Below are 25619 nucleotides of genomic sequence, written 5' to 3' on the forward strand. Positions count from 1 at the left end.
AGTGGCTTCGTCGGACAAAATTTCGCGGGCCCGGCCTCCCCCGGTCGGGCACCCCCGTCAGCGCTCGGCCTTGATCCAGGCCATCTCGCAGATGCGGCCGTTGTCCATGTCGAAGCCCGAATGGGGCGTGTGCCCGCCGACCCTGCGGTTGTGGGCGTCGAGCCAGTCGCGGAAGCAGGGGATCAGCGTGCCGCCCTCCCCGGTCAGCAGGGCCTGCATGTCCCACACGTAGCCGCGGCGCCTGGTCTCGTCGGTCTCGGCCTGGGCCAGGGTGAGGAGCTGGTCGAAGCGGGGATCGGTCCAGTGGGACTCGTTCCACGGCGAGGCTCTGCCGTAGGCGACCTCCAGCATCTGGGTGGCGGAGGGCCGGCCCGCCCAGTAGCTGACCGTGAAGGGCTCCTTCAGCCACACCTTGGTGAAGTAGCCGTCCGACGGCTCCGTCCGCACCGCGACGGGGATGTCGCAGCGCGACGCCGTCGCCTGCAGCAGCGTCGCCATGTCGGCCGACCCGCCGAACACGCCGGCCGAGGTCCGCAGGACGATGTTGGGGTTGGCGACGCCGGCCCGCCTGAAGTGGAAGCGCGCCTTGTCGGGGTCGTACTTCAGCTGTTCGAGGTCGGTGTTGAAGGCGGGGTCGCTGCGCGGGATCGGGTTGTCGTTGCCGAGCGTGCCGTAGCCGGAGAACAGCACCTTGATCATCTGCTCGCGGTCGACGGCGCATTTCAGGGCCCGGCGGAGGTCCGGGCTGTCGTAGGGCGCCCGGTCCACCATCATGGCCATGACGGGGTACCAGCCGCCCGCCGACCGGACGATCTCCAGCGTCGGGCTCTTGTCGATGCGCGACACGGTCCTGGTGTCGGCCCGGTTGATGGCGTCGACCTCGCCCGAGATCAGCGCGGCCATGCGGGCGCCGACGTCGTCGATCACCGTGATCTCGACGGCGTCGAGGTGGCCGCGGTCGGGCTTCCAGTAGGGGCCGGCCTTCCTCAGCGCCACGCGGACGCCGGGCTCGAAGGCGTCGAGCGCGAAGGCGCCGGTGCCGTCCGGCCGGGGCCAGTCGGCGAAGCCGTCCGGCACCATCTTGAGGTGGTAGTCGGTGAGGACGAGCGGGAAGTCGGCGTTGCCCGAGGCCAGCGTGACCCGGAGCGTGGAGGCGTCGACCCTGCGGATGTCGGTGACGGGCTTCATCACGCCGGCCGCGCCGGACGTGGCGTCGCCGCGGTGGAGGTTCAGCGAATAGACCGCGTCGTCGGCCGTGAACTCCCGGCCGGAGCGGAAGTGCACGCCCCGGCGCAGCGCCAGCGTCCAGACCCGCGCGCCGTCGCTCGGCTCCCAGCCGGTCGCGAGGGCCGGCTCGGCGCGGTTGTCGGCGCCGATCTCGACGAGGTTGTTGTAGAGCGCGAAGCCGACCGCGATCATCACCGAGTCGTCCCAGGTGCGGGGATCGAGGGTGTCGGTGGTGGAGCCGCCCGCGAGGCCGAGTCGCAGCGTGCCGCCGCTCGTCGGCCCGGCGTCGGCCGCGAAGGCCGGCAGCGCCGATCCCGCGGCGCCGAGCGCGAGGGCGCCCGCCAGGACCTCGCGCCGCGACGGGCGGCCCGTTGAGGGCCGGAGAGCGCCGGGATCGCCGCCGTCCATGAGGTGTCATCCCCTGAAAGATCGAACCGTCGCCGATCTTGCCCCGGGACCGGCCGGTCCGGAAACGGAAAAGGGCGCCGGCGCCTGCGCGGCGGGGCGCCCTTTCGGGATTTCGGGCGGGCGGACCGGGTCGAGCCGGCCCGCGGTCACACGTCCAGCATCAGCCGGCTCGGGTCTTCCAGGGCGTCCTTGACGCGGACCAGGAAGGTCACGGCCTCGCGGCCGTCGACGATGCGGTGGTCGTAGGACAGGGCGAGGTACATCATCGGCCGCACCTCGACCTTGCCGCCCACCACGACCGGGCGGTCCTGGATCTTGTGCATGCCGAGGATGCCGGACTGCGGGGCGTTGAGGATCGGCGTCGACATCAGCGAGCCGTAGATGCCGCCGTTGGTGATCGTGAAGGTGCCGCCGCGCATCTCGGCGATCGAGAGCTGGCCGTCGCGCGCCTTCTTGCCGTAGCCCGCGATGGTCTTCTCGATGTCGGCGAGGCCGAGCGCGTCGGCGTCCCGCACCACCGGCACGACGAGGCCCTTGTCGGTGCCGACCGCGATGCCGATGTGGTAGAAGTTCTTGTAGACGATGTCGGTGCCGTCGATCTCGGCGTTGACGGCGGGCAACTCCTTGAGGGCCGCCACGGTGGCCTTCACGAACAGGCCCATGAAGCCGAGCTTCGTGCCGTGCTTCTTCTCGAACACGTCCTTGTACTTGGCCCGCAGCGCCATGACGCCGCTCATGTCCACCTCGTTGAAGGTGGTCAGCATGGCGGCGGTGTTCTGCGCGTCCTTGAGGCGCTGCGCGATGGTCTGGCGCAGCTTGGTCATCCGCACGCGCTCCTCGCGCGCCGCGTCGTCGGCCGGCGAGGGCGCGCGCGGGGCAGGGGCGGGCGCAGGGGCCGGGCGCGCCGCCGCGGGGGCCGGTCGAGCCGAGGCGGCCGCGATGACGTCGCCCTTGAGCACCTGGCCGCGCTTGCCCGAGCCCTCGACGCCGCCGAGGTCGATGCCGCGCTCGGCCGCCATCTTGGCCGCGGAGGGGGCCGGCGGCATGGCGGTCGGCGACTTCGGCGCGGGGGCCGCGGCGCCGTTGGCCGAAGGGGCGGGGGCGGCAGCAGGGCTGCCGCCGCTCCCGGCGATCTGGCCCAGCACCGCGCCGGGCGTGACGGTGGCGCCGGCCTCGACCCCGATGACGGCGAGCACGCCGGCCGTGGGCGCGTTGACCTCCAGCGTCACCTTGTCGGTCTCGAGCTCGCACAGCGGCTCGTCGGCCTTCACGGCGTCGCCGGGCTTCTTGAACCACTTGGCGACCGTGGCCTCGCTGACCGACTCGCCCAGCGTCGGCACCTTGATGTCCGTCCCGCCTCCGCCGGCCCCGGCCGGAGCCGCGGCGGCCGGGGCGGGTTCGGAATGGTTGCCGTAGCCGGCGCCGGTCTCGATGCCCTGCACGGCGGAGGGCGCCTTGGCGGGCGCGGGCTTGGCGGGCTCCGCCTTCGCGGCCGGCTTGGCCGCGGGAGCCGCGCCGGCGGCGCCGGCGGCGCCGGCGGAGATCTGGCCCAGGATGGCGCCGGGGGTGACGGTCTCGCCGTCCTTCGCGACGATCTCGCTCAGCACGCCGGCCGCGGGGGCGTTGACCTCCAGGGTGACCTTGTCGGTCTCCAGCTCGCACACCGGCTCGTCGGCCTTGACGGTGTCGCCCGCCTTCTTGAACCAGCGGCCGATCGTGGCCTCGCTCACGGATTCGCCGAGGGTGGGAACGCGGATCTCAGTCGCCATGGGGGGATTCGTCCCGATCGTTCGGCGCCGGAGGTCCCGGAAAGGGTCCTGCGCGCCCGTCATTCAGATACGGCCGCGCCCCTTTCGGGGCGCGGGGCTGCATATGGGTCTGCGCGGGGCCTATCACCCCGCGAAGGCGTCGTCCATGAAGGCCTTGAGCTGGCTGAGATGCTTGGACATCAGGCCCGTCGCGGTCGCGGCCGCGGCCGGGCGGCCGGCGTAGCGCGGGCGGCGGCGCTCCATCTTGGCCTGATCCATGACCCACTCGATGTAGGGGTCGACGAAGTTCCAGGACCCCATGTTCTTGGGCTCCTCCTGGCACCACACGACCTCGGCGTCGCGGAAGCGCGACAGCTCGCCCACCAGCGTCTTCAGCGGGAACGGGTAGAGCTGCTCGACGCGCAGCAGATACACGTCGTCGATGCCGCGCTTCTCGCGCTCCTCGAAGAGGTCGTAGTAGACCTTGCCGGTGCACAGCACGACGCGGCGGATCTTGGCGTCCGGGGCGAGCTTCGGGCCGCCGCTCAGCCGCTCGGCGTCGTCGCGCAGCACGCGGTGGAAGGTCGAGCCCGCCGCCATCTCGTCCAGCGTCGAGGTCGCGCGCTTGTGGCGCAGTAGCGACTTCGGCGTCATCAGGATCAGCGGCTTCCGGATGTCGCGCTTCAGCTGCCGGCGCAGGATGTGGAAGTAGTTGGCGGGCGTGGTGACGTTGGCCACCTGCATGTTGTCCTCGGCGCACATCTGCAGGAAGCGCTCCAAGCGCGCGGAGGAATGCTCCGGCCCCTGGCCCTCGTAGCCGTGCGGCAAGAGGCAGACGAGGCCGGACAGGCGCAGCCACTTGCGCTCGCCCGCCGAGATGAACTGGTCGAACACCACCTGGGCGCCGTTGGCGAAGTCGCCGAACTGCGCTTCCCACAGCGTCAGCGCGTTGGGCTCGGCGAGCGAGTAGCCGTATTCGAAGCCCAGCACCGCCTCCTCCGAGAGCATCGAGTTGATGACCTCGTAGTTGGCCTGGCCGTCGCGGATGTTGTTCAGCGGGATGTAGCGGGCCTCGGTCTCCTGGTCGATGATCACCGAATGGCGCTGCGAGAAGGTGCCGCGCTCGCAGTCCTGGCCGGACAGGCGCACGCGCCGGCCCTCGTCGAGCAGCGTGCCGAAGGCCAGCGCCTCGGCGGTCGCCCAGTCGAGCCCCTCGCCGCTCTCGATGGCCTTGCGGCGGTTCTCCATGAAGCGCGCGATGGTCTTGTGCGGCTGGAAGCGCTCGGGCACGGCGGTCAGCCGCTCGCCGATCTCCTTCAGCTTGGCGAGGTCGACGCCGGTGCGGCCGCGGAGCTCGTCCTCCTGCGTGCCGGCGGATTTCAGGTGCGCCCAGCGGCCGTCGAGCCAGTCGGCCTTGTTGGGCTTGTAGGAGGTGCCGGCCTCGAACTCGGCGTCGAGCTTCTTCCTGAACTCGGCCTTCTGCGCCTCGACCTCCTCGGCCGTCACGGCGCCCTCGGCGACGAGCTTCTCGGCGTAGAGCTCCAGCGTCGAGCGGTGCGCGCGGATGGTCTTGTACATCAGCGGCTGGGTGAAGCCCGGCTCGTCGCCCTCGTTGTGGCCGAAGCGGCGGTAGCAGAACATGTCGATCACGACGGGCTTGTGGAACCGCTGCCGGAACTCCACCGCCACCTTGGCCGCGAAGGTCACGGCCTCGGGGTCGTCGCCGTTCACGTGGAAGATCGGCGCCTCGATCATCTTCGCCACGTCGGACGGGTAGGGCGAGGAGCGCGAGAAGCGCGGGTAGGTGGTGAAGCCGATCTGGTTGTTGATGATGAAGTGGATCGAGCCGCCGGTCTTGTGGCCCTTGAGGCCCGACAGGCCGAAACACTCGGCGATCACGCCCTGGCCCGCGAAGGCGGCGTCGCCGTGCAGCAGCAGCGGCATGACCTTCTCGCGCTCGACCTGATCGTCGAGCTGGTCCTGCTTGGCCCGCACCTTGCCGAGCACCACGGGGTCGACGATCTCGAGGTGCGACGGGTTCGCGGTCAGCGACAGGTGGACCTGGTTGCCGTCGAACTCCCGGTCCGACGAGGCGCCGAGGTGGTACTTGACGTCGCCCGAGCCCTCGACCTCGGCCGGCGAGGCCGAGCCGCCCTTGAACTCGTTGAAGATGGCGCGGTGCGGCTTGCCCATCACCTGGCTGAGCACGTTGAGGCGCCCGCGGTGCGCCATGCCGAGCACGATCTCCTGCACGCCGAGCGCGCCGCCGCGCTTGATGATCTGCTCCAGCGCCGGGATCATGGCCTCGCCGCCGTCGAGGCCGAAGCGCTTAGTGCCGGTGTAGCGCACGTCCAGGAACTTCTCGAAGCCCTCGGCCTCGACGAGCTTCTGCAGGATGGCGCGCTTGCCCTCGCGGGTGAAGGAGATGGACTTGTCCGGCCCCTCGATGCGCAGCTGCATCCACGCCTTCTCGTCGGGGTCCGACATGTGCATGAACTCGAAGCCGATGGTCGAGCAGTAGGTGCGGCGCAGGATGTCCAGCATCTCGCGCACCGTCGCCGTCTCCAGCCCCAGCACGTTGTCGATGAAGATCGGCCGGTCGTAGTCGGCCGCGGTGAAGCCGTAGGCCTCGGGGGTGATCTCCTCCTTCTCGCGCTCGGGCTCGAGGCCGAGGGGATCGAGGTTGGCGTGGAGGTGGCCGCGCATGCGGAAGGCGCGGATCATCATCAGCGCGCGCAGGCTGTCGCGGGTCGCGCGGCGCAGGTCCTCGTCCGAGATGACGGCGGCCTGCGGGGCGGGGGCGGCGGGCTCGGCCTTCGGGGCCGCGGGCGCCTTGGCCTCGGCGCGGGCCTTGATCTTGGTGGCGAGGACGCCCTCGGCGGCGCCCCAGTTGCCGTCCAGCACGGCCGTCATCTCGCCGTTGGCCAGCGGGGGCCAGTTCGGCCGCTTCCACGAGGCGCCCTCGGCGCTCTTCACCGCGCCGTCGTCGTCGAGGTCGTCGAAGAAGCGGCGCCACTCGGGGTCGACGCTGCCGGGGTCGGTCTCGTAGCGGGCCTGGAGCTGTTCGAGGTAGCTGGCGTTGACGCCGGACAGGAAGCTGGAGCCGAGGAGGGCGTCGTCGTCCCGCTGTGACATGGGATGGGGATCCTTCAGATGCCGGCCGGCGGCGGCCGAAGGTGGTCGCGTCAGCGGTGGTGTGTTTGCATCGGAGATAGGCGCGGGCTGACGCTTTTATAAGCTTTCAGCCCGGCCGGGCGCGATCAGCCCTTCAAAACGTCCACGAGGGTTTTTCCGAGGCGGGCCGGCGAGGGCGACACGCGGATGCCCGCGGCCTCCATGGCGGCGATCTTGCTCTCGGCGTCGCCCTTGCCGCCCGAGATGATGGCGCCGGCGTGGCCCATGCGGCGGCCGGGGGGCGCGGTGCGGCCCGCGATGAAGCCCACCATCGGCTTCTTGCGGCCGCGCTTGGCCTCGTCGGCGAGGAACTGCGCCGCTTCCTCCTCGGCCGAGCCGCCGATCTCGCCGATCATGATGATCGACTCGGTCTTGGGGTCGGCCAGGAACAGCTCCAGCACGTCGATGAACTCCGTGCCCTTGACGGGGTCGCCGCCGATGCCGACCGCGGTGGTCTGGCCGAGGCCCTCGACGGTGGTCTGGTAGACGGCCTCGTAGGTGAGCGTGCCCGAGCGCGACACGACGCCGACCGAGCCCGGCTTGAAGATGGAGCCCGGCATGATGCCGATCTTGCACTCGCCGGCCGTCATCACGCCGGGGCAGTTCGGCCCGACGAGGCGGGACTTCGAGCCCGACAGGCCGCGCTTGACCTTGATCATGTCGGCCACCGGGATGCCCTCGGTGATGCAGACGATGAGCGGGATCTCGGCCGCGACGGCCTCCAGGATCGCGTCGGCGGCGCCCGGCGGCGGCACGTAGATCACGGAGGCTTCGGCGCCCGTGGCGGCCTTGGCCTCGGCGACCGTGTCGAAGACCGGCAGGCCGAGGTGGGTCTGGCCGCCCTTGCCGGGCGAGGTGCCGCCGACCACCTGCGTGCCGTGATAGGCCAGCGCCTGCTCGGAATGGAAGGTGCCGTTCTTGCCGGTGAAGCCCTGGCAGAGGACCTTGGTGTTCTTGTCGATCAGGACGGACATCTGGGCCTTCTATAAATAAGTTTGGAAGCCGCGCTTCGACGCTTTTCGCACGTGGTAGGAGCGGTCGCCCACACGTTCGATCAATACAAGATCGCCTTCCGACATCTGCTCCTCTTCGAAGAAACGTCGGATGGCTCCGCGTTCGCGGAATATGGCTTTGCCCTCGTCGATGTCCGTGTCCACGGCCTCCAGTCCCATGCTGACGCGGATCGGACGACCGGCGAGGGACACGTTCGGTCCGCCCAAGCAGTCGTCCGGGAAGAGGCCGAGGGCCCCTCGGAGATTGATGTGGTGGTTGCGCACATTGCCCCCACTCACTTCGATGATGACGGCCTTGAGCGTCTCGTTCATCTCCGTGGACCTTCGAAGGCGGTGATTCAGGCCTTGCCGGCGGCGCTGCGCACCGCGGTGACGATCTTCTGGGCGGCGTCGTCGAGGTCGTCGGCCGGGATGACGTTGAGGCCCGACTTCGAGATGATGTCCTTGCCGAGCTGCACGTTGGTGCCCTCCAGGCGCACCACCAGCGGCACCTGCAGGCCGACGTCCTTCACGGCCGCGATCACGCCCTCCGCGATGACGTCGCAGCGCATGATGCCGCCGAAGATGTTGACCAGGATGCCCTTCACGTTCGGGTCGGCGGTGATGATCTTGAAGGCGGCCGTCACCTTCTCCTTCGTGGCGCCGCCGCCGACGTCGAGGAAGTTCGCGGGCGCCTCGCCGTAGAGCTTGATGATGTCCATCGTCGCCATGGCGAGGCCGGCGCCGTTCACCATGCAGCCGATCGTGCCGTCGAGCGTGATGTAGTTGAGGTCGTACTTCGAGGCCTCGATCTCCTTCGCGTCCTCCTCGGCCTCGTCGCGCAGCGCGGCGACGTCCGGGTGGCGGTAGATCGCGTTGCCGTCGAAGCTCATCTTGGCGTCGAGCGCCTTGAGCTGCCCGTCCTTCGTGACGATGAGCGGGTTGATCTCCAGGAGGTCCATGTCCTTCGCCACGAAGGCGGCGTAGAGCTGGGACAGGAGCTTGGCGACGCCCTTGGCGAGGTCGCCCTTGAGGTTCAGCGCTTCCGCGGCGGCGCGGCCGTGGTGGGGCATGACGCCGGTGGCGGGGTCGACCGAGATCGTGTGGATGCGCTCGGGGGTGTCGTGCGCCACCGTCTCGATGTCCATGCCGCCCTCGGTGGACACCACGAAGGACACGCGCGAGGTGGCGCGGTCCACGAGGGCCGACAGGTACAGCTCGCGCTCGATGGCGGCGCCGTCCTCGATGTAGAGTCGGCCGACCGTGCGCCCGGCCGCGCCGGTCTGCAGCGTCACCAGCGTGTTGCCGAGCATCTCGGCCGCGAACTGCTCGACCTCGTCGATCGATTTGGCGAGCCGCACGCCGCCCTTGTCGCCGGCCGCGGCCTCCTTGAACTTGCCCTTGCCGCGGCCGCCGGCGTGGATCTGGCTCTTCACGACCCAGACGGGGCCGCCGAGCTCCTCCGCGGCCTTGCGGGCCTCGGAGGCCGCCATGATCGGCACGCCGCGCGACACCGGCACCCCGAACTCCTTCAGGATCGCCTTGGCCTGGTATTCATGCACGTTCATGGGGGGATGTCCTGGCAGGGTCGTTCGGTTCTGGCCCCGCCCCCGCCGGGCCTCGCCCGGCGGGGGCGGGGGATGTCAGTTCGCGAAGGCGGGGTTCACCGTCTTGCAGGCCTCGACGAGGGTCTTCACCGAGGCGACGGATTTCGCGAACATGTCGCGCTCGTCCTTGCTCATCTCGATCTCGAGGACGCGCTCGACACCCTTCTCGCCGATCACCACCGGCACGCCGACATACATGCCCTTCACGTCATATTCGCCGTCGAGGTAGGCGGCGCAGGGCAGCACGCGCTTCTTGTCGCGCAGGTAGGACTCCGCCATGGCGATGGCCGAGGAGGCCGGGGCGTAGAAGGCCGAGCCGGTCTTGAGCAGGTTGACGATCTCGCCGCCGCCCTTGCGGGTGCGCTCCACGATGGCGTCGAGCTTCTCGTGGGTGGTCCAGCCCATCTTGATGAGGTCGGGCAGCGGGATGCCGGCCACGGTGGAATAGCGCACCAGCGGCACCATGTCGTCGCCGTGGCCGCCCAGCACGAAGGCCGTGACGTCCTCGACCGACACGTCGAACTCCGCCGCGAGGAAGTGGCGGAAGCGGGCCGAGTCGAGCACGCCGGCCATGCCGACCACCTTGTTGTGGGGCAGGCCGGACGCCTTCTGCAGCGCCCACACCATGGCGTCGAGCGGGTTAGTGATGCAGATCACGAAGGCGTCGGGGCAGTTGTCGCGGATGCCGGCGCCCACCGTCTCCATGACCTTGAGGTTGATGCCGATGAGGTCGTCGCGGCTCATGCCGGGCTTGCGCGGCACGCCCGCCGTGACGATGACCACGTCGGCTCCGGCGATGCCCGAGAAGTCGCTGGCGCCGGACATGCGGGCGTCGAAGCCTTCGACCGGGGACGCTTCGGCGATGTCGAGCGCCTTGCCCTGGGGCACGCCGTCGACGATGTCGAAGAGCACGATGTCGCCGAGCTCCTTCAGGCCGGCCAGCAGCGCCAGAGTGCCGCCGATCTGTCCGGCCCCGACCAATGCGATCTTCTTGCGTGCCATGCGAAGCGTTCCTGTCGGGCGCTGGCAACCCGGTCCCGCGCCGTCCGGATGAGAGGTGAACTCAGGGTCGGGCGTGTGTTTCCTCCGAATCGCCCGGCGTTGCAAGCGTGCAACGCCGTCGGACGTGCCTCAATGGTGGTCGATGTTGCACCGCACGGGAGGCGCCGCGGCGGCTCCCCGCGCGGGCCGGCCCCGATGCAACCCGGCGGCCCCGACGCGGTTTGCCATCCCGATCGCTCCGGGCGGGATTGCAGGGCTCATGCCGCGCAGGCCCGCCCGGTTCCCGCATGATCGCGACGTTTGCCCCGCCGCTCGCGTGTGACAAGCTGCAGGACGTCGCTCAGCCCCGAGGTGCCCCTTGCTGTTCCCCTTCCCGGTCGCGGTCTGCGACGTCGGCGGCACGAACTGCCGCATCTCGGTGCAGGACGGGCCGGCCGAGCCGCTGCGGCCGCTGACCCACCTGCTCGTGGGCGACTATCCGGGCCTGGGCGAGGCCATCGCGGCCTCGACGGAGCGCCGCGGCATCCGGCTCGGCTCGGTGATCGCCTGCGGGGCCGGCCCCGTGGAGGGGCGCCGGCTGAAGCTCACCAACGCGCCCTGGGTGCTCGACGGTGCCGAGATCGCGCATCGGCTCGGCCTCGGCAACGGGCTGCTGCTCAACGACTTCGAGGCGCAGGCCCTGTCGCTGCCGGCGCTCAAGCCCGGATGGCTCCGCAGCATCGGGCCGGACATCCCGTCCGACGGCGACACGCGGGTGATCCTCGGTCCCGGCACGGGCCTCGGCGTGGCGGCGCTGATCGAAGCCGGGGGGCGCTTCGTGCCGCTGTCGAGCGAGGGCGGGCACATGGGCTTCGGTCCCGAGGCGGAGGAGGACTATCCGGTCTGGCCGCTCCTCGAGAAGGTGGGGGGGCGCGTCACCGGCGAATCCGTGCTGGCCGGCGCCGGGCTGGTGCGGCTCCACCGGGCGCGGCTCGCCGCCGCCGGTGCCCCCTCGGCGCCCGGCGTCACCGCGGCCGAGATCACCGGCACGGCGCTTGAAGCGCCCGACGGCCCCGAGGCCGACACGGTGCGGCACTATTGGCGCCTCGTGGCCCGCTTCGCCGGCGACGTCGCGATCACCCTCAAGGCGACGGGCGGCGTCACGCTGGCGGGCGGCATCCTGCCCCGCATCGTCGACCTGCTCGACGAGGACGCCTTCCGGGCCGCCTTCGAGCGCAAGGCGCCGGTGGCGGATCTGGCCCGCCGCATCCCGACGCGGCTCATCGTGCAGGCGGATTCCGTGCTCGGCGGCATGGCGGCGCTGGCGACCGAGCCGGACCGCTACGCGCTCGACTATGCGGCGCGGGGGTGGAAGGGCGAAAGGGCGTGACGCCATCGCGGGGCGCGCGATGGGCGGCGTCGCTCCGCGAGGGATCGGACGCGGCCGGGCACGGAGCAGTCAGGTCCCGAGCGGACGGGCGAAGCTCAGGCCTGAGGTGCCGTGGTGGAAGGCGCGCCGGTCAGGGCCATCGTGACGCTCGGCCTGCGGGAGGATCTCGCTCGGCGCGCTCACATCGTCGGCGACGAGGCTTCATGCTGGGCCCTGACCGTCTCGATGAATTTGAAGCTCCACTCCTTATGTCCCGAGTCCGACATGAAGGAAAACCTCAGGCGGTTGCACTGTTTGACGAAGCCGTCCAGGTCCCGTCGCCGGGGAAGCTTCATATTGGGGAGTCGAAAGCTCCAGCTCAGGATGCGAGAGAGGAGGACGGCTCCCTGGTTGATCGATGTCAGGCGCGAGTTCGCCATCATCGGCTCGGGGACGATCAGGCGCGACCGCAATCGCCCTTTGGTCGTCTTGTCGAAATAATCGCTGATCGCCGAGATCGGCACGAGATCATCGGAGTGTCTCTTCGGGTCGAAGACGAGAATGCCGGTCGAGATGAAGGGTTGGTCTCTCAGGAGATAGAACGCACGTTCGAGCATGAACGAGTAGTCCTTTCTGAGGTGGTCGCGATAGGTGAAGGTCGAGAACTCGGACGGTGTGAAGACGGCGAGCGCCTTCGACTGGAAGTCCCGCAACAGCTCCAAAACGAAGCGGCAATAGGCGATCTGTGTCTGCGCGAGCGCGACACCATGCATCGCGCTGTTCGCGCCCGCCTGCGATACGAGGCATTCCCTCGTGAGCCTGATGCGCAATGACGATTCGAGAAGGGGATGGGACCCTGCGATCTGAATCTGTCTCTCGTTGAGCATGTCTTCGACGGTGAAGGCGGGGGATTGTTGCTCCAGTTGTGCTCTGAAAAAGGACACCTCCGCCTCGCGCAGCTTCTTGGACAGCTGCCACACGAGGTGTTCCTCGACGGCGATGGCCGCCAGGACGTTGTAGGGAAGTGAGACTTGGTGGACCCCGGGTTCCTCGACGAAGATCACCCAACTCATCGGTCGACTCCACTCATGGCTGGCTTCGACGGTTCCAAAAGCGGAAGAGCCCGACGATCTCTCGTCGAGCCCTCGTCATGCCAAGTGGATCTGCTTGTCAGAAGTCCCGTTCGATGCGGAGGTGGGCTTCGAACATGTCGGGGTCCTTGGTGATGCCGATCGGCAGGGCCGACGCAGCCATGCCGGGGTTGTGGGCCAGCGTCTGGTCGAGGTGGGCGTAGTCGAATTCCAGGCCGATCTCGAGGTTCTTCACGGGATCGTACAGGAACTGGTTGCCGACGCGGTAGACGCTCGAGTTGCCGAGGCCGCCCTGCGTCCAGTCGATGTTGCGGGCGCGGCCGTAGTTCGTCTGGATGTAGGACCCGAACAGCACGTCGTGGAAGGTCGCCGTGAAGTAGTGGTTGATGGCGGCCATCACCGAGAAGCCTTCGCCGAGCTGAAGACCGTAGTTTCCGATCGTGTTGCCGGGGATGGCGATCGCGATCGCGTCGTGGTCGATGTGCTGGAAGCCGCCGAGGTTGCGTGACGCGAAGCCCGCGTTCGCGTAGCTCACAGAGTCGATGTAGGAATAGGCGCCCTGCTCGTAGGCACCCTCGATCCAGAGGTCGTCCCCGGCGGCGAGCATCGGCAGCTTCAGCTGAACGCCGCCCTGGACCGCGAAGCCGTCAGCGTCCTTGTGAGTGACGCCGCCGTTCGTGCCGAACGGACCCGAAACGGTGTTGACCTGATGATATGCGGCCGACAGTTGAGCGGCGCCCCAGGCTTGATCGACGCGCAACTGGCCGACGAGGTCCGGGATCGTCTCGCCGCCGTAGGTCGCGCCGGCGAACACCGTCGGGTTCACGGCCGAGTTGTCGGCGTTGCCGATGCCCACACCACCGAGCGAGTTCAGGTTGCGGGCGTTGTGATCCTCGAGCGAGAAGGTCGCCGAGAGGCCGCCGCCGGCACTATATGTATAAGCGAGGACGTTGTTCGACTGGTCGGAGTTGGCGATGCCTTCGTAGTTGTAATTGTCGGCATAGAAGTCGAAGAACGATTGGACGCGGCCGGCCGTGATGCCGGCGAAGGTGATGAAGCCCTTGTCGAGATAAGCGTTGTTGTTGCCCTGGTTGGCGAAAGTGTTGGCGCCGCCGGCCGCGCCACCGCCCGAGAAGAGGCCCTGCAGACGGTCGATCTGATAACGGACGTAGGCGCGGAGCGTGCCGTAGGCGGTCTGCGTGCGGGTGTCGACAGCGATGCGGCCGCGGACGAAGAAGCCCGACTCATCCTCGTTGCGGCCCGCGATGATCGTGCCGGGACCCACGGCAGCGCGGTTGCCGACGTTGACGGCGGCACCGGTCGCCTGGAGCGGGGCGGCCGAGGGGAAGAACTGCCGCGACTGATTGATGAATGCCGCCTCGACGCGGACCAGACCGCCGACCTGGATGCAGGTGTCGGTGCCGGGGATGTAGAAGAAGCCGATACCGGTCCAGTCGCAGACGCGGACATAGTCGACGGGGGCTGCCTTTCGGACGGGAAGATCGGCCGCCTGAGCGCCAGCGCTCGCCGCGAGCATAGCCGCGGTACCTAGGCGGTGTGGACGAATTTGACCAAGCACAGTCCTGCGGCGAAAGCGACGATGGATCGTAAGTTTCTTGCGGTCTTCTCGCATCGGAGGGCGACGCGCTTGAAGCGCTTCAGCCGACCGATGCCCTGCTCGATGCGGGCCCGGGCCTTGTAAAGGGTGCGAGCGAAGAAGGCCGGCTTGTTCTTCTCGTTCGCTTTGTGGGGGATCACAGGGGCGATACCGCGCGTCCTCGCGGCGTCTCGGTTGGCTTTGCTGGCATAGCCCTTGTCGCAGATCACGGCACGGGGCTGAAGATCGGGGCCGATGTCGAGCAGGGTTTCGAAGTGTCGCCCGTCGGAAGCTTCACCGCCGGTCAGATCAAAGGCGATGATGTCGCCGGAAGCGTCGGACTTGGCATGGATCTTCGTGGTGAAGCCGCCGCGAGAGCGACCGAGGGCTTGTCCGTGCTGCCCCCTTTTGCGCCGGCTGCCGACACATGGGCGCGCACGATAGTCGAGTCGAACATCTGAACGAGATGAGCGGTGTCGCTCATCGACGCGAGCGTGTCGAAGAAGGCTTCGAACACGCCGGCCTGGCTTAACCGATCAAACCGCTTCCACACGCTGTTCCACAAACCGAAGCGCTCGGGCAAAGCGCGCCAGCGAACATTTTCGACGCTGAAAAAATGAAGCGCTTCAAGAAAAAGCCGATCATCTGTTGCCTTCCGTCCCCGCCGGGGAAGGCAGGCGCGGAACACCGCGAGTGTATGCGTCCAGTCTTGCTCCGTCATTCGCGTCGACATCGATCTCACCCCCCGAATGCCTCGGGGCATGAGAATCAGACCTGAGCCAGCAAGGGAATCCCCAAAAGCGTTGCTGCTCTAAATTCGTCCACACGGCCTAGAAGTACGGTCCTACCCAGAATCATCGCTTCTTTCCTTCCAATGGCCTGACGAGGTTTGTGTCTGGGCTGCCATCGGGGGCGGCTCCCAGCGGAAATTCCAAGCCCATTGATCACTGACGGTGCGCAGATCGCCGATGATGGGATGACCATCGCGTCTCACCAGTTGAGCCATCGGAACTCTCGGGTAGAAGCTACCCAAACGAGGGATAGGTTAAAAGCATAGATCGCCGGGATAACGGGTCAAGATGGATGTCCTCAAGGCGTTGTGACATTAGCATCACATGGATACTATCAAAAGATATGATGTCATATGATGAATTCCACTGGATGATCGAACATTCAGTGTTGATTCAACTGTCTGTGTGTCAAACAAATGATATCCTTCACTGCGCGAACCAGGCGTTCGGCGAGACCATCCTCGACGTCATCGAGGCCGAACCGTTCCGCCTGCGCGAGGTCGAGGGCACCGGCCCGGTGGCGCCCGGCGCATCGCCGCGGGGTGGGCCGAGCGCAAAGCCGTCCGCGAGACCGTGCTGGTCCTGCACGCCCACGGCGTCGGGACATCCCAGGCGGTGGAAATCTGCGAGGCTCACGGCGCCGAAGCGGTGGCGATGACCACAGCAAGCCCGCATCGGCCCGCGGAGCACGCGGTGGCGCGGGGCGCCTCGGCCGAACCCGGCATGTCGCCGCCCCGCCTCGTCGACCACTCCCTTCAGGCCGGGCCGCCGAACAGGTCCTCGACCGCGAGATCCAGCCCCGGCGGGTCGAGGCGCAGGAGGCCGCCGTGGAGGATGTGCGTCGCGATCTCGCCGCCGCGGCGGGCGTGGTGGACGAGGACGCGCGTCTCGGCGTACACGATGAGATAGTGCTCGATGCCCGGCACCGAGGAGTAGCCGATGAGCTTCTCGTGGTGGTCGCGGCGCCCCGTGCCGGGCGACACGACCTCGACCACGATCACCGGCGCGACGATGGCGCGGGCATCGCGCGCGGGTGAATCTCCGCAGAACACCAGCGCGTCGGGCTCGTAGAGCGTCCTCGCGTCGATCCGCACGGCCGCGCCGTCCGGCAATGCTCGGCAGGGAAGCCCCGCCGCGGCGACCGCTGCGGCGAGAGCGTCGAACGATCCCGTTTTCGCGAGAACATGCCCGAGCCGCTCGGGCGCCACGGCGACGGCGCGCCCGTCCTCGAGCTCGTAGCGGCCCGGCTGGTCCGCGGCCCAGGCCAGGAACGCATCGACCGTCGTGGGAGCTGGAGCGACGTCTGCCATGGTCGAAGCGTAGGCCTGCGGGAAATGCCCGACAAGGCGTCACCGCCCCGGCGGCAGCCCGCGCTTGATCCGGTCGAGGGCGCGGTGGAGCGCCTGCAGGAACTCCGAGCGGTCCCGCGGGCCGAAGGGGCGCGGGCCGCCCGTCACCTCGCCGGAGCCGCGGAGCTGGTCCATCAGGTCGCGCGTCGCGAGCGCGAGGCCGATGGTGGCCGCGGTGAAAGCCTTGCCGTTCGGCGCCAGCACGGCGGCGCCGCGCTTCACGCAGCGGTCGGCCAGCGGCACGTCGGCCGTCACCACCACGTCGCGCGCCGTGCAGCGCTCGGCGATCCAGTCGTCGGCGACGTCGGGGCCGGCCGGCACCACCACGCGCTCGATGAAGCCGTCGCGCGGCACCATCATCGGGCTGTTCGATACGACGAAGACGCGTGCGCCGTGGCGCTCGGCCACCCGATACACCTCGGCCTTCACCGGGCAGGCGTCCGCGTCGACATACACCGCCATGAGCCGCCTCCACCACGTAAAAACAACAGCTTGAACCGCCACTTCCCGCCCCGAACCGACATACCTACCTGTCCAGACGGTAGCCCCGTGGTAGCCCGGAGACGTAGGTATGGCCTCGAAGCTGACCCTGCAAACGGTCAAGAATGCCGGACCGCGAGAGAAGCGGTACATCGTCTGGGACGCCGCCCCGAAGGGCTTCGGCCTGCGGGTGAACGTGGACGGCTCCAAGACATACATCCTCAAGTACGCCTTCGATGGGCGCCAGATGTGGCACACGATCGGCAAACACGGCTCCCCTTGGACCCCTGAGACGGCACGCAAGGAAGCCCTGGACGTTCTCGGCCTCGTTCGGAGCGGGATCGACCCAGCGGAGGCCGCACGCGAGCGGAGGGCGGCGGGGGTGACCGTGGCCGAACTCTGCGACCTCTACGTCGCCGCGGCGCGCTCCGGTCAGATCCTGACCAAGTTCGACACACCGAAGAAGGACAGCACGCTCGACACCGACGAAGGCCGCATCCGGCGCCACATCAAGCCGCTTCTCGGGAAGAGGCGCGTGCGGGATATTCAAGCCAAGGACATCGAAGAGTTCCTCCACGCGGTGGCGGCGGGGAAAACCGCGATCGACGAGAAAACGGGCAAGCATGGCCGCGCGATCGTCAAGGGCGGCAAGGGTGCGGCGACGCGGACGGTCGGGCTACTCGGCGGCATCTTCACCTTCGCGGTCAAGAAGGGGTTGCGCCCGGACAATCCGGTGAAGGGCGTCCAACGCTTCAAAGACAACAAAAATCTCCGCTTCCTGTCCGGGCCGGAGCTGGAGCAGCTCGGTGGTTCTCTCGATGCCGACGAGAAAGCCTGGGACGATTTTGCCGTGGCGCACAAGGAGTGGATCGCGTCCGGACACGAAGGACCGTCTCCGCGATTGCCGGGTGCGGCAAGCCCGATGATGCTTGCGGCGATCAAGCTCCTCCTTCTCACCGGTGCCCGTAGGTCAGAGATTCTCAAGCTGGAGTGGAGCCACGTCGACCTCGAACACGGCTACCTGCGCTTGACCAATGCGAAGGTACAAACCCTCGCTGGCCCTATCGTGAAGATCATCCCGCTTGGAGGGCCTGCGGTCGACGTCCTCCGCGCGATACCGAAGTTGAGCGGGTCGCCGTACGTCTTCCCGGCCACACGTGGCGATGGATCCTACGTCGGACTACCGAAAGCTTGGGCGCGGTTCTGCGCGCGGGCTGGCTTGTCCAAGACACGACCACATGACCTCCGGCACTCGTTCGCGAGCGTGGGCGCTTCGACCGGCAACAGTCTGCCCATCCTTGGCGCCATTTTAGGCCACAAGGACCCAAAGACAACCCAACAGTACGCTCACGTCGCTCATGATCCGGCTAAAGAGGCAGCTGAAAAAGTGGCGCAGTCGATAGTTAATAGAATGAAACGCTCCAGTTAACCTACAGACAGATAGTCGCTGATTTCGATTAGATAGGTCCGGATCCGGATCCGCTAACTATGCTGAGACAATCGAGATAGCTCTTCGTTGTTGCCAAACGGGCCGACACCGTCATACGATAGTCAGGCCCGGGGGGAGTTCAAGACCGCGCACCCGGGGGGGCGCTCTTCCGGCCTTCGCCACGTCCTCGTTGGGATGGACGTGGCGGCTCGGGGATCGGGGAGGACCGATTCCGCTCGGCACCTCACGCACGAACACCTGGAGGGGCTTCGCGCGAGGCGTGCTATCGCCGGAAGAGCCGCTCTCCCGACAAGTGATCCAGCTCCTGACCTCGGGGGATTGTGGCAAGCGATGCCGTAATTGAGGGCGGAGCTCGTCGGTCCGACATAGCCGCTTTCGAACGGTCGGAGCCGGTGACGTCCCGGGCGGAAAATACTGGGCCGCGGCTTCCATATTTTCTGGACCGGCGCCGGATCGACTCCCGCCCTCGAACAGCCAAGAAACCGGCCTCTACGAAGGGAGTGGTGACGTCACCGTCCCCGGCTCCGATGCTGTCCGGTCCAAGGCTGAGATGGTGCTCCGTCACAATTTGGGCGAAGGCGATGGAGGGGCACGACCCCGTAGATGAGGGGGAGTGTGACGTCCCAGCGTATCGACGCTGGAAGGCTGTCTGACGGCGTCTCTGACGATGTCCGTACCGATCACAGGCAGAGGGAGACGGCTTCCGATCGTGAGGGTGAGCGATGCCCATGTGGACGGGGATGACCGCTCACGAAGCCCCTCACCGGCCTGTGGCCCCCAAGGTCGATGCCGCTCTCCCTTCCGGCCCAGCCGACGTCCGTGACACCCCGCCTCTATAAAGAGCACGGCCGTGGTCCGGGGCGGCCGACGAGCCGCCGGCCGTCGATGTAGAAAGAGCGGCGGGCCTGAGTCGCTCGCCGTGGTCAGCGAGATCGGATGGCGCATGGTCGACCATGCGCCGGGGATGAATATCCCGGCGGCGGCCGGTCCCTGACTCGCCGCGGCCGACAGGCCGGGCGCCCTCGACGGACAGACAGATGATGGCGGCCAATGCCCGGTCCACGCCCGCCACATGAGGGATGAGCTCTCGGTCGGCGCGGGCCGACGACGAAGCCGGAAGGTAGATGCCCGGACGCCAGAGTCGGAGGAAAAGACGTGCAGATCCGGAGGAGCGCGTCGTCTAAGCTCTAAAAAGACATGTAGATTCTCGAAACGGAAAACCACTGAAGAGCGCCCGCCGCCGCCCTCGGTCCCCTGGGCACGTCCTCGATGAAGCCGCCGGGGCCGGGCGCGGATCCGATCGTGCCGTGGTCAGACAGGTCGACCTCGGCCGGCTGTAGCTGGATCCCGCCGCTGACGAAGCCCGAGCCTCATCCGGCACCGGCGGCGCGGCCGGCTCATCGGCCGGGGGTGACAGGTAGGTCTCTCGGGGTCTGGTGGGGGAGGGCCGGCAGGGCGGGCCCGGCCGGCGGGGCGGCGGCGGGGGCGGGCGGGGCGGCGGTCCCCGCGCCTATGGCTCGGCGGCGGCGGGGGCGGCGGGGGCGGTCACAGCGCTTCGCGCGCCCCCCTTACCCCCCATCGATCTGAAAACGTCCGTACGAGGTCGGGACGGCTACGTTCAGGGTTGTCGAACGAAGCTTCGGGATTGACGTGCACCGCCCCGGCGATCGGCGCCTCGACCTCGGCGCCTTCAGCCCCGAGTTGAACCGCCTGGGCCGCCGAGCGGGCCGGAGAGGCAGGTACAGCCTTCGCGGCGTGCGTGGCCGGGGACTCGCCCATGAGGGTGCGCTCCTTGGCGGCGAAGTCCGCCGCCTCCCTGCCCGGGGCGTGCTCGGCACGCTCCAAAGCCACGCGCTGACGGGCGTGCTCGGCCGCATCGCGCCGGGCCTGGAAGTGTTCCCCGACGGCATCGACCGTCTTCTCGACACCGTGGAAGGCGGCTCCGCGGGCAGTCTCCGTCGCGTCGAAGCCCAGCTCGGGCTCCTTAAGCCGGTCGTCCTCCGGTGCATCGTCCTCCCTGCGGGCACGGCGCTCGATGGCCTCCTCACCGGGCAGCGGCGCGCCCTGGGGCGTTTCGGCCGCGTCCGCGGCGTGCGAACCAAACAGGCTGTAGGCTCCGTACGCGGTCTCGGCGAGAAGGCCGGCCATGAGGCCCCACCTCCCGTGCAGGCCCTTAACGAAGCGGGTGAGCCCGCCGAGACCCTTCGCGGCGCCCTTCACCGCCGCCGTGCCGCGGCCGAGGATCTTTCTCCCGCCGAGCAGAAGGCCGCCGAGGCTAGCCGCCCCGGCTTCCGCCCCGAAGCCGCTCTCGGTCACAGCATGGACGAGGTCCGTCAGCCACCCACCCCCACTGTGCCCTCCGCCACCCTTGGCGTGGGCCGCCGCGGCCTGGAGCGCCGCCCCGGTGCCGTGCGACGCGGGAACGTCCTTCTTGCCGTACAGCGCTTGGTCGTGGTCGAACTACTCCTGCCGGCGCCGCTCTTAGTTCATCGCCCGCAGCTTGTCCGTGAGCTCGGACGTCAACTCGCCTTGCCGGCGGTGCGCCGCGGCCAGGCTCTCCGTCGAGTGCGCGACGCCGCCCGGGATGTGTGGGGCGCCGCCTATCACGAGGGCGACGAGATGGTCGAGAGGGGCGAACGGCTCCGGCGTGGTGCCCGGGGCGATCTGCAACGGCATCGCGGTCGCCTACCCGGGCACGGACCGTTCCTGACCATCGGCGCCGTTGATGATGCCGACCGGGAGATCCAAGCTGTTCACCAGAAGGGGCAACCCGCGACAGCACTCCGACGAAGCGGAGACATTGACGAGGCTAGATCGCCGGGGCATGGCAAGCGGTTGAGGCGACCTCAAGCTCGACCCAACGCGAGATGCGTTGTATACATCTACGACGCGACGACCCGAGAATCCTTTGGGTCTCGGATGCGGAAGTTATCGGTGATTCGGGATGAGAAGCGACTGAAGTGCTTCGGGACCGTTTCCTTGAGGAATGTCAGGATCGCCTCCGCGAAGTCCTTGAATGTGGCATAGTACCGGTTGTGGGTGACGTTCTGGTGCATCACGCCCCAGAGCCGCTCGATCGGGTTGAGGTGAGGGCAGTAACTCGGGATGAAGTGAAGCACGATGCGCCGTCCCGGTTGCCTCATCCAATCCTGAACAGCACGGGCATGATGATAGCGGGCGTTGTCCAGATAGACATGGATCCGACGCATCGTCGTGTAGGCGTTCTCGATGGAGGTCAGAAGCTCGATCGTGCTTTGCGCATCGACCGAAAGCACTTCCTTCATCCGCGTCGCGCCGGTCTCCAGGTCGATCACACCATGGATGTTCATGCGATCACGGCCCGACGCCGCAGGAACCGCGACGTCGGCGCCACGCGGCATCCACACGCCCGCCGGTCGCGTCTGATGGGTCGGGTGAACGGCATCGCCGTAGACGATCGCTTCGTCGGCCCCAAGGCCGTTGCGGAGCCGCTCATGCTGCTCGATGAACGCTTCCTGCGCCGCAAGGTCGAGATGCGAGGGCACAAGGTCAGGCTTGCGCCAGACAAAATCCAGCGCCGCCATCAGCTTGATCAAACCGGATCGCGTGTACGACATGCCATACGTCGTCCGGATGTGATGACCGATCGCGCGTGTCGACGCCGGAAGCGCCTCCGTGGCCCAGGCTTTCAGGGCCGTGAGCTGCTCCACCGTCAAGGCGCGGTGCCCGCCCGCCAAGTCGAAGCGCGCCAGAGCCGGTACGCCGCCCTCGCGATAAACCTTGAACCAGCTCCGGATCGTGTCGTCGTCCAGGAGGAGAGCCTCCGAAACCTGCTCGCAACTCCAGCCCTTGTCCAACAAAAGGATCGCGTTGGCGCGCCGGGCGACCCGATGCTCCTCAAGCCCATCCCGCGCGATGCCCGTCAGCCGCGCACGATCGTCCTTGCTCAGGAAATGGCGCTTGATCATCGACACAAAACCGAATCGAAAGCGACCCCGTCGTCAACCCCGCATCCTCACGGAATCGGGCTATAGCTCATATTGACCGGCTACCGCCGGATGAAAAAGCCGACGGGCGTGGACATGGAAGACATCCCGGACAGCCGCATTGATCAGGTCACGATGATGGAGGGCATCCTCACGGCCGCTGCGACCGGCGGATCCGATGAGGGGCCGATGTACGAAGCCCTGCGGCGTGAGCTCCTAGCCGATGACCGTTTGAAGCCGCTCCTGCCCTCCTTCGTCCGGACATATAGAAGTCTCGGCGCGTTCTGGCCATTCATCAAGGGCCGGGCAGGGACGTACGCCGAGCGCCGACAAATCATCTCCGAGGCGTTCACGCCGGTGGTGGACTTCCTCGAAGGTCGAGGCCGTGCCCCGAGCGACGAGCTGACGTCGGATGCCTTGGTGGTCTTCGACGCGGAAGGCGTCCAAGCGGTGTGGGCCAAGGCCCTAGCGCGCCGGACGACCGATCCCGAAGGCGCGATCACCGTGGCGCGGACGCTGCTCGAAACCGTGTGCAAGCGCATCCTCAACGAACTCGGCACCCCCGCCGGCGACAAGGACGACCTGCCCAAGATCTACGGCTCGACGGCCAAGGCTCTCCGCCTCGCGCCCGACCAGCATGTGGAGGAGCCGATCAAGACCATCCTCGGCGGCGCCATGAACCTCGTGAACGGGATCGGGACGCTCCGGAACCGATTCTCAGACGCGCACGCCCCAGGCGCGAAGATGCCGGTCCGGCCGTCCGAGAGGCACGCGAAGCTCGCCGTCAACACGGCCGGCGCGGTCGCGACTTTCCTGGTCGAGACCTACCTGGAGCGGTCGAAGCCGTGATGCCCACCGATTGGTTTTACGGGCGCCAGCCTGCCCCATCGTCGAGCCAGCACCGAATGGAGGCCACGCCGCAGGACAGCCGATCGAGCTTGGCGACCGCGACGGGGCACTTGCGCGTCTTCGCCGCGGCGAGGGCAGCGGCGAGCTTGGGGCAACGCTAGAGCGCGTCGGAGCCTTTGCCCGTCGCGACCTCGATGAACTCCGCCGCGACCGTGAAGCCCTAACACGCGGCGAAGCGGATTTCACGAGGTGGTTTTAATGAAGCCTGACAGTGGGAGGAAGCTCTCCAACATTCTTCATGGCTACAGACTCGTAGACGACCTTGCGCTCAGGGTGAGCGATAAATGCATTCAGAATGATGGGGAAATCGAGGGCCTTGATGGCATAATGACCGGTAGACTCATTGAATAACGTGGAGATCTTCCGCGCGTGAATGAATGCTGCCATCTTGGCCGTGCACGAGAGAAGGAAATAGAACTTATCACCCGAGGTGTAGATGAACTTTGCCTCTTCGAAGCCAGTCTCAACATAAAGGGTCGAAGAGCTGTCCTCGATCTTGCGCCGAAACAAAGTGATAATCGCGCTACACTGAGCTCCTGCGACAGTGGTGGGAACAATGTCAGTCTGACGTAACTACCCACGGGGTGCGCAGCTTGGCTGAGCGCCGTCAGGCGCCGATGGTGCCCAGCACGGTGCTGAACGTGCCGGCGCCGGAGGTCAGGCGCGCGGTGGCCACCACGGTTCGCACGGCGGCCTCGCCCTTGGCGGACCACATGGCGCGGTAGCCGTTGGTGTTCTTGCGCTGGATCACCGCTGGGCGGAGGTCGCGTGCGGATTCCGATCGAAGCCGGCCACTGATTCCGAGATGAAGCCGGCCGCCATTCCGATTTGATGCCGGCCACCGTTCCGAGATGAAGCCGGCCACCCTGATCCGGCAATAGCGTCCCCGCAGGTCAGCAACCGCGGCACCCTGCCTCGCCCCCCCACGCGAGGAGATCGGGATGCCGGCCAGGAGAGAGCTGACGATGCGACAGATCCGACACATGCTCCGGCTCGCCCGCGACGGGGTGAGCGCCCGCGAGATCGGCCGAACGCTCGGCATCGCGCGGTCCACCGTCCAGGACAACCTCGCCCGTGCGTCAGCGGCGGGCTTGGCTTGGCCGATCGATGAAGAGATCACCGACGCCGTCCTCGAACAGCGGCTGTTCGACCGCGTCGGCGTGAAGCAAGGCGTCAGACGACGCGTCGAGCCAGACTGGCCGTCGATGGTGCGCGAGATGCGCAGGCCCGGCGTCAACCTGATGGTTCTCTGGGAAGAGTATCGTGTATCTGAGCCCGGCGGCTACGGTTACTCGCGCTTCTGTGATCTTTACAGGGAGTTCGAACGCCGTGTCACGCCGGTGATGCGCCAACACCATGCCGCCGGCGACAAGGTGTTCGTCGACTATTCCGGCAAGCGCGTGCCCATCGTCGATCCCGCCACCGGCGTGGTGAGACAGGCCGAGATCTTCGTGGCGGTGCTGGGCGCCTCCAGCCTCACCTACGCCGAGGCGACGTGGACCCAGGCGCTGCCGGACTGGATCGGCGCCCACGTGCGCCTGTTCGACTTTCTGGGCGGCGTGCCGCGCCGGTGGTGCCCGACAACCTCAAGAGCGGGATCAACAAGGCGTCCTTCTACGATCCGGAGATCAATCGCTCCTACGGCACCATGGCCGAGCACTACGGCATCGGCGTGCTGCCGGCCCGGCCGAGGAAGCCGCGCGACAAGGCCAAGGTGGAGAACGGCGTCCGCTTCGCCCAGAGCTACATCCTGGGACGCCTGCGGGCCCAGACGTTCTTCTCGCTGGCCGAGTGCAACGCCGCCATCGCGGCCATGGTGGAGCGCATCAACGCCCACCCCATGCGCCGCCTCGGCACCACGCGCCGGGCGCTGTTCGAGGCCGTGGAGCGGGCCGCCCTGCTGCCCCTGCCGTCGGCACCCTACGTCTTTGCCGAGTGGCGGCTGGCACGGGTCAACCTCGACTACCACGTCGAGGCTGCCGGCTTCCTGTACTCGGTGCCCCATGCGCTGATCCGCGAGCAGGTGGACGTGCGCCTGACGGAGCGCACCGTGGAGGTGTTCCACCGCGGCCAGCGCGTCGCCGCCCACGACCGGCGTTATGGCGGCGCCCGGCACGGCACCGACGTCGAGCACATGCCGAGCGCTCACCGGCGCTACGCGGAATGGACGCCGGCCCGCTTCGAGCGCTGGGGCCGGGAGATCGGCCCCGAAACCGAGGGCCTCGTCATCGCCATCCTGCGCGGGCGTCCCCATCCCGAGCAGGGCTTCCGCACCTGCCTGGGCGTGCTGCGCCTGTTTCGCGGCCTCGCCCCAGCTCGGGCCGAGGCCATCTCCGCCCGGGCCACGGCCATCGGTGCGCTCACCTACAAGAGCATCGCCTCCATCATTGCCAACAACCTCGACCGAAAGTCTCGAATAACAGAAACGACGAAGATCATCGATCATCCGAACCTGCGCGGCGCAGGCTACTTCCACTGATA

The 25619-nt window shown here is 67.8% G+C and carries 18 protein-coding genes and 3 pseudogenes; 4 read left to right on the top strand and 17 right to left on the bottom strand.

What is annotated here, in order from left to right:
• Positions 1-57: 57 nt before the first annotated feature.
• The 7 genes from L7N97_RS14740 to mdh all read right to left on the bottom strand — a co-directional run bounded on the left by L7N97_RS14740 (position 58) and on the right by mdh (position 10158).
• On the bottom strand, positions 58-1635 hold the full coding sequence (locus L7N97_RS14740) for an ABC transporter substrate-binding protein (protein WP_237479099.1): 1578 nt from the start codon (positions 1633-1635) through the stop codon (positions 58-60).
• A gap of 146 nt (positions 1636-1781) precedes the next feature.
• Positions 1782-3404: a 2-oxoglutarate dehydrogenase complex dihydrolipoyllysine-residue succinyltransferase gene (gene odhB / locus L7N97_RS14745; protein WP_237479100.1), complete on the bottom strand. Its 1623-nt coding sequence runs from the start codon at positions 3402-3404 to the stop codon at positions 1782-1784.
• Between the two features lie 123 nt (positions 3405-3527).
• The gene (locus L7N97_RS14750) at positions 3528-6518 is read right to left on the bottom strand and encodes a 2-oxoglutarate dehydrogenase E1 component (protein ID WP_237479101.1); all 2991 of its coding nucleotides are present in this window, start codon (positions 6516-6518) and stop codon (positions 3528-3530) included.
• 125 nt (positions 6519-6643) lie between these two features.
• Complete coding sequence (gene sucD / locus L7N97_RS14755) at positions 6644-7531, bottom strand: succinate--CoA ligase subunit alpha (RefSeq protein WP_237479102.1); 888 nt, start codon at positions 7529-7531, stop codon at positions 6644-6646.
• 9 nt (positions 7532-7540) lie between these two features.
• Positions 7541-7882: a hypothetical protein gene (locus tag L7N97_RS14760; RefSeq protein WP_237479103.1), complete on the bottom strand. Its 342-nt coding sequence runs from the start codon at positions 7880-7882 to the stop codon at positions 7541-7543.
• Positions 7883-7908: 26 nt separating this feature from the next.
• Entirely contained in the window at positions 7909-9117 is a 1209-nt protein-coding gene (gene sucC / locus L7N97_RS14765) for an ADP-forming succinate--CoA ligase subunit beta (RefSeq protein ID WP_237479104.1), read from the bottom strand.
• 75 nt (positions 9118-9192) lie between these two features.
• Entirely contained in the window at positions 9193-10158 is a 966-nt protein-coding gene (gene mdh, locus L7N97_RS14770) for a malate dehydrogenase (protein WP_237479105.1), read from the bottom strand.
• 358 nt (positions 10159-10516) lie between these two features.
• Between mdh and L7N97_RS14775 the strand changes: the two genes are divergently transcribed.
• Positions 10517-11527, top strand: coding sequence for a glucokinase (locus L7N97_RS14775; RefSeq protein ID WP_237479106.1), 1011 nt, complete (start codon positions 10517-10519; stop codon positions 11525-11527).
• 179 nt (positions 11528-11706) lie between these two features.
• On the opposite strand, the gene L7N97_RS14780 is transcribed toward L7N97_RS14775, so the two are convergent.
• The 6 genes and pseudogenes from L7N97_RS14780 to L7N97_RS14805 all read right to left on the bottom strand — a co-directional run bounded on the left by L7N97_RS14780 (position 11707) and on the right by L7N97_RS14805 (position 16796).
• Positions 11707-12579 (bottom strand): hypothetical protein, encoded by an 873-nt coding sequence (locus L7N97_RS14780; RefSeq protein WP_237479107.1) that lies wholly within the window; start codon positions 12577-12579, stop codon positions 11707-11709.
• Positions 12580-12676: 97 nt separating this feature from the next.
• Positions 12677-14134: a porin gene (locus tag L7N97_RS14785; RefSeq protein ID WP_237479108.1), complete on the bottom strand. Its 1458-nt coding sequence runs from the start codon at positions 14132-14134 to the stop codon at positions 12677-12679.
• A gap of 11 nt (positions 14135-14145) precedes the next feature.
• Positions 14146-14583, bottom strand: a pseudogene (locus L7N97_RS14790) (IS5 family transposase); the annotation flags it as partial.
• On the bottom strand, positions 14499-14957 hold the full coding sequence (locus L7N97_RS14795; protein WP_309242804.1) for a transposase: 459 nt from the start codon (positions 14955-14957) through the stop codon (positions 14499-14501). The gene L7N97_RS14795 and the pseudogene L7N97_RS14790, both read right to left, overlap by 85 nt.
• A gap of 783 nt (positions 14958-15740) precedes the next feature.
• The gene (locus L7N97_RS14800; protein WP_237479110.1) at positions 15741-16295 is read right to left on the bottom strand and encodes a Uma2 family endonuclease; all 555 of its coding nucleotides are present in this window, start codon (positions 16293-16295) and stop codon (positions 15741-15743) included.
• Positions 16296-16334: 39 nt separating this feature from the next.
• On the bottom strand, positions 16335-16796 hold the full coding sequence (locus L7N97_RS14805; protein WP_237479111.1) for a YaiI/YqxD family protein: 462 nt from the start codon (positions 16794-16796) through the stop codon (positions 16335-16337).
• 109 nt (positions 16797-16905) lie between these two features.
• Here L7N97_RS14805 and L7N97_RS14810 point away from each other — a divergent pair, with 109 nt between their 5' ends.
• Positions 16906-18243, top strand: a complete 1338-nt coding sequence (locus L7N97_RS14810) for a site-specific integrase (RefSeq protein WP_237479112.1) — start codon at positions 16906-16908, stop codon at positions 18241-18243.
• Positions 18244-19809: 1566 nt separating this feature from the next.
• On the opposite strand, the gene L7N97_RS14815 is transcribed toward L7N97_RS14810, so the two are convergent.
• The 3 genes from L7N97_RS14815 to L7N97_RS14825 form a co-directional block, all read right to left on the bottom strand.
• Positions 19810-20580: a hypothetical protein gene (locus tag L7N97_RS14815; RefSeq protein WP_237479113.1), complete on the bottom strand. Its 771-nt coding sequence runs from the start codon at positions 20578-20580 to the stop codon at positions 19810-19812.
• Positions 20581-20745: 165 nt separating this feature from the next.
• Positions 20746-20940: a hypothetical protein gene (locus L7N97_RS14820; RefSeq protein ID WP_237479114.1), complete on the bottom strand. Its 195-nt coding sequence runs from the start codon at positions 20938-20940 to the stop codon at positions 20746-20748.
• 206 nt (positions 20941-21146) lie between these two features.
• Entirely contained in the window at positions 21147-22211 is a 1065-nt protein-coding gene (locus L7N97_RS14825) for an IS630 family transposase (RefSeq protein ID WP_237482112.1), read from the bottom strand.
• Between the two features lie 72 nt (positions 22212-22283).
• On the opposite strand from L7N97_RS14825, the gene L7N97_RS14830 reads away from it, so the two are divergent.
• Entirely contained in the window at positions 22284-23078 is a 795-nt protein-coding gene (locus L7N97_RS14830; RefSeq protein WP_237479115.1) for an abortive infection family protein, read from the top strand.
• A gap of 667 nt (positions 23079-23745) precedes the next feature.
• Here L7N97_RS14830 and L7N97_RS14840 read toward each other — a convergent pair.
• Positions 23746-23907 (bottom strand): annotated as a pseudogene (locus L7N97_RS14840) (IS66 family transposase); the annotation flags it as partial.
• A 196-nt stretch (positions 23908-24103) separates the two neighbouring features.
• Between L7N97_RS14840 and istA the strand changes: the two are divergent.
• Positions 24104-25617, top strand: a pseudogene (istA, locus tag L7N97_RS14845) (IS21 family transposase).
• Positions 25618-25619: the final 2 nt, after the last annotated feature.

The sequence above is a fragment of the Lichenibacterium dinghuense genome (genome assembly GCF_021730615.1).
GTDB lineage: Bacteria > Pseudomonadota > Alphaproteobacteria > Rhizobiales > Beijerinckiaceae > Lichenihabitans > Lichenihabitans dinghuensis.